Annotated in this window: 8 protein-coding genes and 3 pseudogenes; 7 read left to right on the top strand and 4 right to left on the bottom strand. The window is 69.0% G+C overall.

Translation table 11 applies throughout. From position 1 onward, the window contains the following. Positions 1 to 380: pseudogene (locus AB0K80_RS33715) on the bottom strand (DUF4253 domain-containing protein); the annotation flags it as partial. A 148-nt stretch (positions 381 to 528) separates the two neighbouring features. Between AB0K80_RS33715 and AB0K80_RS33710 the strand changes: the two are divergent. From AB0K80_RS33710 to AB0K80_RS33690, 5 genes and pseudogenes are all read left to right on the top strand, one after another. After that, positions 529 to 1,315: pseudogene (locus AB0K80_RS33710) on the top strand (IS5 family transposase). Between the two features lie 67 nt (positions 1,316 to 1,382). Then, positions 1,383 to 1,871 carry a GNAT family N-acetyltransferase gene (locus AB0K80_RS33705; RefSeq protein WP_365676343.1) on the top strand — a complete coding sequence of 163 codons (489 nt, stop codon included), beginning with the start codon at positions 1,383 to 1,385 and terminating at the stop codon, positions 1,869 to 1,871. 341 nt (positions 1,872 to 2,212) lie between these two features. After that, a complete protein-coding gene (locus AB0K80_RS33700; RefSeq protein ID WP_365676341.1) occupies positions 2,213 to 2,413 on the top strand; it encodes a hypothetical protein in 201 nt (66 codons plus the stop codon). Beyond that, positions 2,341 to 2,826, top strand: coding sequence for a DUF6207 family protein (locus AB0K80_RS33695; protein ID WP_365676339.1), 486 nt, complete (start codon positions 2,341 to 2,343; stop codon positions 2,824 to 2,826). Before AB0K80_RS33700 ends, AB0K80_RS33695 begins: the two co-directional genes overlap by 73 nt. Next, positions 2,823 to 2,999 (top strand): hypothetical protein, encoded by a 177-nt coding sequence (locus AB0K80_RS33690; RefSeq protein WP_365676337.1) that lies wholly within the window; start codon positions 2,823 to 2,825, stop codon positions 2,997 to 2,999. The genes AB0K80_RS33695 and AB0K80_RS33690 overlap by 4 nt, the downstream gene beginning before the upstream one ends. A 294-nt stretch (positions 3,000 to 3,293) precedes the next feature. Here AB0K80_RS33690 and AB0K80_RS33685 read toward each other — a convergent pair whose 3' ends face one another. Continuing rightward, positions 3,294 to 4,061 (bottom strand): DUF6585 family protein, encoded by a 768-nt coding sequence (locus AB0K80_RS33685; RefSeq protein ID WP_365676335.1) that lies wholly within the window; start codon positions 4,059 to 4,061, stop codon positions 3,294 to 3,296. 276 nt (positions 4,062 to 4,337) lie between these two features. Between AB0K80_RS33685 and AB0K80_RS33680 the strand changes: the two genes are divergently transcribed. Beyond that, positions 4,338 to 4,598 (top strand): hypothetical protein, encoded by a 261-nt coding sequence (locus tag AB0K80_RS33680; protein ID WP_365676333.1) that lies wholly within the window; start codon positions 4,338 to 4,340, stop codon positions 4,596 to 4,598. Between the two features lie 586 nt (positions 4,599 to 5,184). On the opposite strand, the gene AB0K80_RS33675 is transcribed toward AB0K80_RS33680, so the two are convergent. Continuing rightward, on the bottom strand, positions 5,185 to 5,700 hold the full coding sequence (locus tag AB0K80_RS33675) for a hypothetical protein (protein ID WP_365676345.1): 516 nt from the start codon (positions 5,698 to 5,700) through the stop codon (positions 5,185 to 5,187). 11 nt (positions 5,701 to 5,711) lie between these two features. Continuing rightward, a pseudogene (locus tag AB0K80_RS33670) lies at positions 5,712 to 6,134 on the bottom strand (condensation domain-containing protein); the annotation flags it as partial. Between the two features lie 1,034 nt (positions 6,135 to 7,168). On the opposite strand from AB0K80_RS33670, the gene AB0K80_RS33665 reads away from it, so the two are divergent. Next, the gene (locus tag AB0K80_RS33665) at positions 7,169 to 7,399 is read left to right on the top strand and encodes a hypothetical protein (RefSeq protein ID WP_365676331.1); all 231 of its coding nucleotides are present in this window, start codon (positions 7,169 to 7,171) and stop codon (positions 7,397 to 7,399) included. The last annotated feature ends 251 nt before the right edge of the window (positions 7,400 to 7,650 follow it).

Genomic DNA, 7,650 nt, shown 5'->3' with positions numbered 1-7,650 from the left:
GCGACAGCGGACGCCAGTTCGCCCGCGCACACGTCAACGTCAGTCGTCGCCGCCGCAGGCCTCGCGAGACCGGGCCACTCCTTGAAAGGCAACCACGAATCGTCCGTCCACTGGCTCCGCAAGTACGAGGCGGCATCGACGTCAGCCCCGTAGTCACCGCCCACCGGCTCGAATGAGTCATCGGGGTACTCAAGCAGCAACGGGTACAGGCCGGTCTCACAACGCCGTGTGTACAGACGCTTCCACCAGTCGGCCGCATCCATGACCGGTCCATCGCTCACCCACACCACCGGATGCGGAGCAACACACGGCCCCAGCAGCCGGCCAGGCGGCAAGTCGTTCAACAACTGTCTGAGATCTTCAGTCAAAGGTTCGGGCATGACCGGAATCTACGCGGCACCTCTGACAGAGCCATCAGAAACGCCGTCTAAGAGCTCGTAACGCGATCTTGTTGAGGTGTGCTGGATCGGACGTGACCGGTGTGACGATTCGGCCGTTCGGGGGGTGTGAGTACTTGGCCGTGGATATGTGGACGACGAGTTATGGGCGCTGATCGAGCCGCTGCTGCCGTCGTGGCCGGAGAAGGCGCCCGGCCCGAAGCCGGTGCCGGACCGGCTCTGCCTGCAGGGCATCTTGTACGTGCTCTACAACGACATCAGCTGGCAACTGCTGCCGATGGAACTGGGGTTCGGATCCGGACTGACTTGCTGGCGCCGACTGGGCCGGTGGCACAAGGCGGGCGTCTTCGACCAGTTGCACCGCCTCCTGCTCAGGAAGCTGCATGCGGAAGGCGAGTTGGACTGGTCACGGGCTTGCGTGGATGCCTCCCACATCCGCGCGAAAAAGGGGGCGCCGGAACCGGTCCGTCGCCGGTCGACCGCGGGAAAACGGGCAGCAAGCACTACCTGATCTGCGACGGCAACGGCACTCCGTTCAAGGTCATCACCACCGCGGCCAACGTCAACGACGTCACACAGACCCTGACTCTCGTCGACAGCATCCCGCCGGTGGCCGGCAGGCCCGGCCGCCCACGCCGACGGCCCGAGGCCCTGCTCGGCGACAAGGGGTACAACAGCAACTCCAACCGGCGCGCGCTGCGCAGACGCCGAATCCTGCCGGTGATCTCCCGCAAGGGCGCCCCCAACATCAGGGCCTGGGCAAACTCCGCTACGTCGTCGAGCAGACCTTCTCGCTCCTGCACCAGTTCAAGCGTCTGGCCGTCCGCTGGGAACGACGCCTCGACCTGCACGACGCCCTCGTCTCCCTGGCCTGCGGCCTCATCTGCTGGAGACGCCTGAAGAAGACCCGGTCGTGATCGTCTTACGAGTTCCTGCTCCCAAAAACGCTTGGTGAAGGGAGCGCACCCCGGCTATAGAACTCGCATGACTTGGCATCTAGCCCCCGAAGCCTTCAACACAGCGGACGCGACCAGCCTGCGCCGCGACTACTACGACGAGGTCGCCAGCCGCTACTGGAAGCGACCCGCGACCTGTGAGGAGATCGACCAGGGCCTGGCCAACGACGGCGCGGAACTGCTCACGCCGCCCACGGGCCAGTTCGTCGTGGGCCGTTTCGATGGCGAGGCCGCCGCCTGCGGCGGGCTGCTGATGCTGGATTCCGAGCGCGCCGAGCTCACCCGCGTCTACCTGCGTCCCGCTTTCCGAGGCAAGAAGGGCGCCGACCTCCTGCTGCAGCTGCTGGAGAGCGAGGCACGCCTGCTCGGCGCCTCGCAGATGGTCCTCAACACCCGCCTCGATCTGGTCGAGGCCCGCTCGCTGTACGTCCGCCACGGCTACAGGGAGATCCCGGCATACTGCACGGGCCTGTACGTCGAGATCTGCTACGGCAAGGACTTCGGCCTGGCCGACTGACCAGCTCACTCCTTCCCGGATGTATCGCTTCCGCCCAAAGCCGGGGCGATAGCGTTGGCCACAGCTTGCCTGCCCGGGCCCTCAAGATCGTGTTACGAGCTCTAAGCGACCGCCATCACGGTCTCCAAGCCGTGCTGGCCCACCCGGCCGGGTTCGGCGGCCGCTCTTCGGCGAAGCCGCACCTCGCCATGAGCTGATCGGCGGCCGGGCGCGGCGGCGCCAGTCCGCAACACGGAGAGGAGGCGGCGCCAGTATCGGGGCGCGGCTCGAACAGCAGTGCCAGCCGGACCGATATTCTGCGGGCGAGGTGACTGGCACACGTCGCCCGGAACAGGACCGCAATGACCACAGTCCCGCCCCCGATCACCGAGCCCGACCCGTCCGCGCTGGTCTGCCCCGGTGACCGGATCGGCCTGTGCGCCGTATGCCAGCGCAAGACCCACAAGTACGGCAGCGGCGGCTCCCCGCTGTGCCAGTGGTGCATGGCCCCGGTGATGGAGCGGTGGGGCCCGGGCGTTCGCTACGTCAGCACGCGCGTCTAGCCGCGCCCCGGCGGCGTATCCGGTCGGGTGAAAACGTGGCTGCAGGAAAACCTCGTCGGACGTCGGCGCGTGGTGCCAGGCATGACAACGAAGCGCATGTGGTAGCGCCGGGCCTGGCCGTGGTGGAGGTCGCGGCCGCCGATGACGAGACCGCCTTCGCCATCCCGGAGCTGCTCGCCACGCGATGCGCGTTGCGTTTCGTGGACCGTACGACTCGGGAGCCCGACGAGCCCGGTGTACGGCTGCGCTGCTTCCTCGATTCTGCGTTGAGAGCAAATACCAGTACGAGCTCGGCGAGATGGACGCCCTCTATCCGGCCCGGCGAATGTGAGCAGCCCCGGAACGTGCTTGTCGCTTCCCGAACCGGCATCGCCCGGACCACCATCGGCCGCGTTCTGCAAGAAGAGGAGTGATCACGAGCACCCACACCGAGTACGGCATCGCTTCCGAGTCGCACGAGGACATCGAGCCCTTGGGACAGGTCTCCCGTTCCCGAGCCGAAGCGATCGTTGACGACAGCAGCGAGGCTTGGCCCGACGTGTACCTCGTCCAGCGGCACGGCGACAGCAGCTGGGAGCGCGCGTGAGTCAACACTGAGCGAAGTCCCGGCCAGGGCAAGTGGCCGGGGCTTCGTCGGTCACTCTGCGCAGCGGTCGCCATCTCCTCGCGCACTGCGGCCACCCACTCATCCTGCAGCCGCTCGTACCGCTCCCGCGTCGGCCCCCACAGCTAGCCGCCCGTCTCCTGCAGCAAGGCGCGGATCTCCGCATCCACGGCCGCAGCAGACCGCGCGACGACGTCCGCCACGGGGCGCCCCGAAGCGACCGTGCTGGTCGCAGCCATCAACGAGTGGCTGTGACCAGCACTTTCACAACAGGTCCTAGATCCGCCGGTGCCCGGGGTCGCCCGCCGCCGGGCCGCCCTCGAGTACCGGGCGCCGGCACAGTCGTACGGCGTTGAGTAGGTGCTCGCCCAGGGGGTCGGATTCCAGGTGTGGATGGGCGTCGATCCGCAGGCGGTGCCCGTCACGGGTGATCACGTGGTAGGCGAGCACCTTGCCGCCGAAGAGGTTGGCTCCGCGGGTCTGTCGTGAGAGCACAAGGCGGTCGACGTCGTCCCAGGTCACGGCGCGAGGGCGGCCGTAGGAGGTGTACACGAGCCCGCCCGCGTACAGATGCGTGCGAACGAATCCCTTAGGCATTCTCCACAACAGGACCGGAAGCGCAATGATCACCAGGACGAGCGCCGCGAGCAGACACAGCACCACGGTGGTCACCAGCTTCTGGAGGCCGGGGATGTAGGTCCCGGTCTGGCTGAGAACCCAGTTCACGCCCCACAGGGCTCCCACGATCACAGTGCCGATGGTCACCGTGCCGGCCACGATCTCCAGCGGGCTGGTGTTCTTGCGGGTCAAGACGTGATCGCCCAGCGAACGCTCGGCCGCCAGGCGGGTGACGCGTGCCGACGGGGCGTATCCCTTCATCTCCACGGCATTGGGGAACCGCTTGATGACGGCGACGCCCAGGACCGAGGCGGCGAGGCCCGCGAGGAGGACGGTGACGGCGGACGAGGCCGGGGTGTCGCCGAAGAACAACACTCCCAGGCCGTACAGCATCGTCGCCAAGCCGCCGAAGACCACCAGCAACATCAGGCAGCCAAAGTTCAACAGGGGCCCTGGCTCGGAGTGTTGGCGCGGTTCATCTGTCATGGCGTCCCCCAGGAACTCGTGATTGGCGACGCCGAATCTAGCCGTTTCGAATCACGCGCGCCCCCCGGGTGGAGCCAAGGCCCAGCTGTCCGAGGCGGGCGAGGCGCTGCGGCCGCACCACCGAGTGGTACGACGACAGACAGGTCCCACTCACTCAGCGGCAAAGTCCGCGGCAACATCGCCCGGGCCCAGGAGCGCGCCGGCCGCGGCGGTGGTGTGACCATCCCGCGCGAGAGGGTCATCGCGGAGCTGAGCTTCGGCTTCTGGCGCTCCCTGCTGGCCCGCCAGTACAAGACCAAGCTGTGGCCCGGCCTCGCAGGCGCCTTCCCGCACGCCCCCAACCGTGCCCTTGAGACGGTGGAAGACCCGGTCAAGCAGCTGCACGAGTTCCGCAACCGCATCGCCCACCACGAGGGAACCTGGCACCTGCTTCTCGAAGCACACCGGGACGACATGCAGACGTGCTCGGCTTCATAGCGCCGACCGCCGCTGCCTGGGTCGCCGACGCCTCACGCATCGACCATGTCCTCGCCCGCCGCCCCTGACACAGCGAGGACCTGAGGCCGCTGTGGGCGAGTGCGGTGAGTCGGCGGGTGACCAGCTCCGCGACGTCGCTGATACGGCCGGAGACGGCGATCAGGGCGCGCTGGGACAGGCCGTAGTCGAGCGCGGCCGCGGTGGTCGGGGCGCTGTGTCACGTGCGAGACGTCTCGGTGCCGGCGGTGACGACGCCATGGATCGCGGCGAGGGAACGGGCTACGTCGAGCAGCCGATACGCCGGCGCAGGCGCCCGCTCGTATCGGGTGAAGCGGGGATGCCGGCATGAGACCAGACCACCGTGATGTCGGTCGGATCAGGCCAGCATTCGCACTCTGCGCGGCCGTGCGACCGGAGGTGCCCGCCACCACCATGAAGGGGGCGGTGCCGGCGCCAGACGTCCAGCGGCGGGCGGCGCCGCTTGTGGTACGCCGCGAGCAGATCGCCGTCGTCGGCGTGCGGGACGACGCTAGACGGCTGGTTCGGCGGTCCGGGTCGGGAGTGCTTGCCCATGCGCTCGATGGTCTCAGGCGGCGACGGTGGTCGGCCGGGCAGCGGCGAGATCCGCCGCGCGGGTGCGGACCTCGTGCACCGCGGCGGTCCGGTAGGGCCGGGCGGCATCCAGCAGCGTCTTTAGGCGGGAGGCAACCAGGGTGGAGTCGACGCGGGCGACCTCGTCCAGCGCCTGATGGGCTGCGGCGGCGCCCTGCTCCGGCTCGTCCTCCATGAACAACGCGGCGGCTAGCCCGATGCGGTCCATGACCTTCACCCGGTCGAAGCCGGGCCTGCGCAGGGTGAGTGCGTCCGTGAAGTGATCACTGACGCGCCGGTGGTGGACGGCCTCGCCGGAGCGTGTGCGGTGCGCCTCGGCGGGTGTGCGGTCGTACGGCAGCGGGGTGCGCTTGGTGAACCCGTCGAGGGTGTCCGCCCAGCGTTCGGCCGCGTCCTGGTCGCGCAGCCACCGCAGGAAGTCCGTGAAGGGGGGCGCCGAACGGGCGGCGCGGCGCTCGGGCCGCCGGTGAGCGCCGCGTAGGCCTCGCATACCTCGGTGAGCAGGTGCGCGGTGCTCCATCCGTCGAGGATCAGGTGGTGCGTCGACCACAGCAGCAGCACCTCGTCGCCCGGCAGGGCGGCCAGGGTGATGCGGGTGAGCGGCGCGGCGGTCAGCTCCATGCCCGCCGCGAGGTCCTCGGCGATCAGTCGCTCGGTGAGTTCGGCACGCCGCTCGGGCGGCAGACCGCGCCAGTCGAGGTGGGTCACGGGCAGCTCGACCGCGCGGTGGACCACCTGGACGGGGTGGGGCAGGCCCTGCCAGTGCACGCTGGTGCGCAGGGCGGCTGTGCGGTCGGTGCTAAGGGGCGGGCGCCCCGCCCAGTCCGCCAAGACCAGGAACGCCCCCCATCCAGTGGAGATCACCCTACGCCCCACCAGCACACCGGAGCGCAGGATGACCACCGCCACCCACCTCAGCACCATCGCCCTCCACTGGACCGATCTCCACGAAGCACCCGGCCAGCCCGCCCAGTACGGCGCCGTCGGTCTCGGCCTCCGCGGCTACCTCGCCCGCCTCGACGCCGCCAACGCCGAGCAGCTGGAGTACGAACGCGCCCAGGCCGCCTACCCCCGAAGCCTGGAGCGTGACCCGATCCAGCTCGGCGACCGGCCCGTCCCGGTCCGCCTCCACATCCTCGACACGATGCGCGCCTTCGAGGCCGCGCTCGTCCAGTGCGCCGACGACATCGCGGCCGCCGCCCAGCGCACCCCGATCCCCATGCGGCTGCCCGCAAGGTGGACCGCCCGACGTGCGGCAGCGTCCCCGCATCGCCCACGAGGGCCGGCGAGCGCCAGGTGCAGCTGGCGCTCGCCGGCCAGCGCGACCCCCACCGCAGGCGGTACACCGGCCGCCGCACCGCACCGCGCGCCGCCCTGTGGCTGCTCCCCGAGTCGAGCGCGCGCCCGGCCTGTGCCGGCGGATCACCGACGACGAGGAGACGGGGATCGGGAAGGACGCGACCTGCGCCACGGACCGTGTCGAGCGGGCCCTGGTCATCGCGGCGCAGCGGCAGACGTTGGAGCGCGGCACGACTGCGGCGCGCAGATCGACGTGTCCGGCGGCGAGGGCCGTACGCCGGTGCCCACTGCACGGGGTGCGGGGCAAGCTAGACGGGAGGAGGCCTTGTGGCGGCATGAACTGCCGATTCCCCTTTCCCTGACAAACCGTCAAGGAGCGCTTGCCTAAACGGGAACCGCTGGCTGGCGCGTCACCCAACTCCCTGAGCTGCCACTTCCGTCGGCCAGCCTTCTCTGATTTGACACCCAGTCAGGGAGTGCCGGATATGCCCCATTTGCAGCCAGTGAGAGATACATCTCAGAAGCCCTGATCGTCTTTGAAATTCCGGTGAACGCGGCGTCAAGATGCACAACAACAAGGGCCCACCGGCGAGCTGTGGAAGGTCGCGCCGGCAGGCCCCAATGGGCCTCAATCCCGCGAGCACAGAACTGGACCCGGAATGGACAGTACACAAAATGACGTGGCGAGTCCCGGCCCGTCGAGCGCGATGCTCATCACTTCTATGGCACTCGGCGCGGGCAACGTGGGCTTCGCGGCCGGCGTCTTTGGCAGTGCCGTCGGCAACCTGAGCTTCTATGCAGCGACAGCGACGGGCGTAAGCACAGGAGCGGGCGCCTTCGTCATCGGGCTGACGATCGCCGCCTTCCTCAAGAAGGGAGGGGGCACCTGACACTGAGCAGCACGCGGCCCGCCGTCCCGTCCCCCTGGAACCGGCGGGCCGTGCCGCCAACAAGGGTGCTCCTTCGCGGGGGTGCGCCGACCGTACGCCGCATCCCAGCTAAAACGAGAGATGTCGGCCCTGTTGACCTGAAAGCGCCACACACTCCTAAAGACGTCGAGCAGTTCGTCGCGAGGCGCAGCCCCTCGATGAACTGAAGCAGCCGACGTACGTGACCGCGGCGAGGAGCCCGACGATGTCCG

Source organism: Streptomyces sp. NPDC052682, assembly GCF_040678435.1.
Taxonomy (GTDB): Bacteria; Actinomycetota; Actinomycetes; order Streptomycetales; family Streptomycetaceae; genus Streptomyces.
The sequence above is the reverse complement of the archived record's forward strand: the minus strand, read 5'-3'. Positions and strand labels throughout refer to the sequence as shown.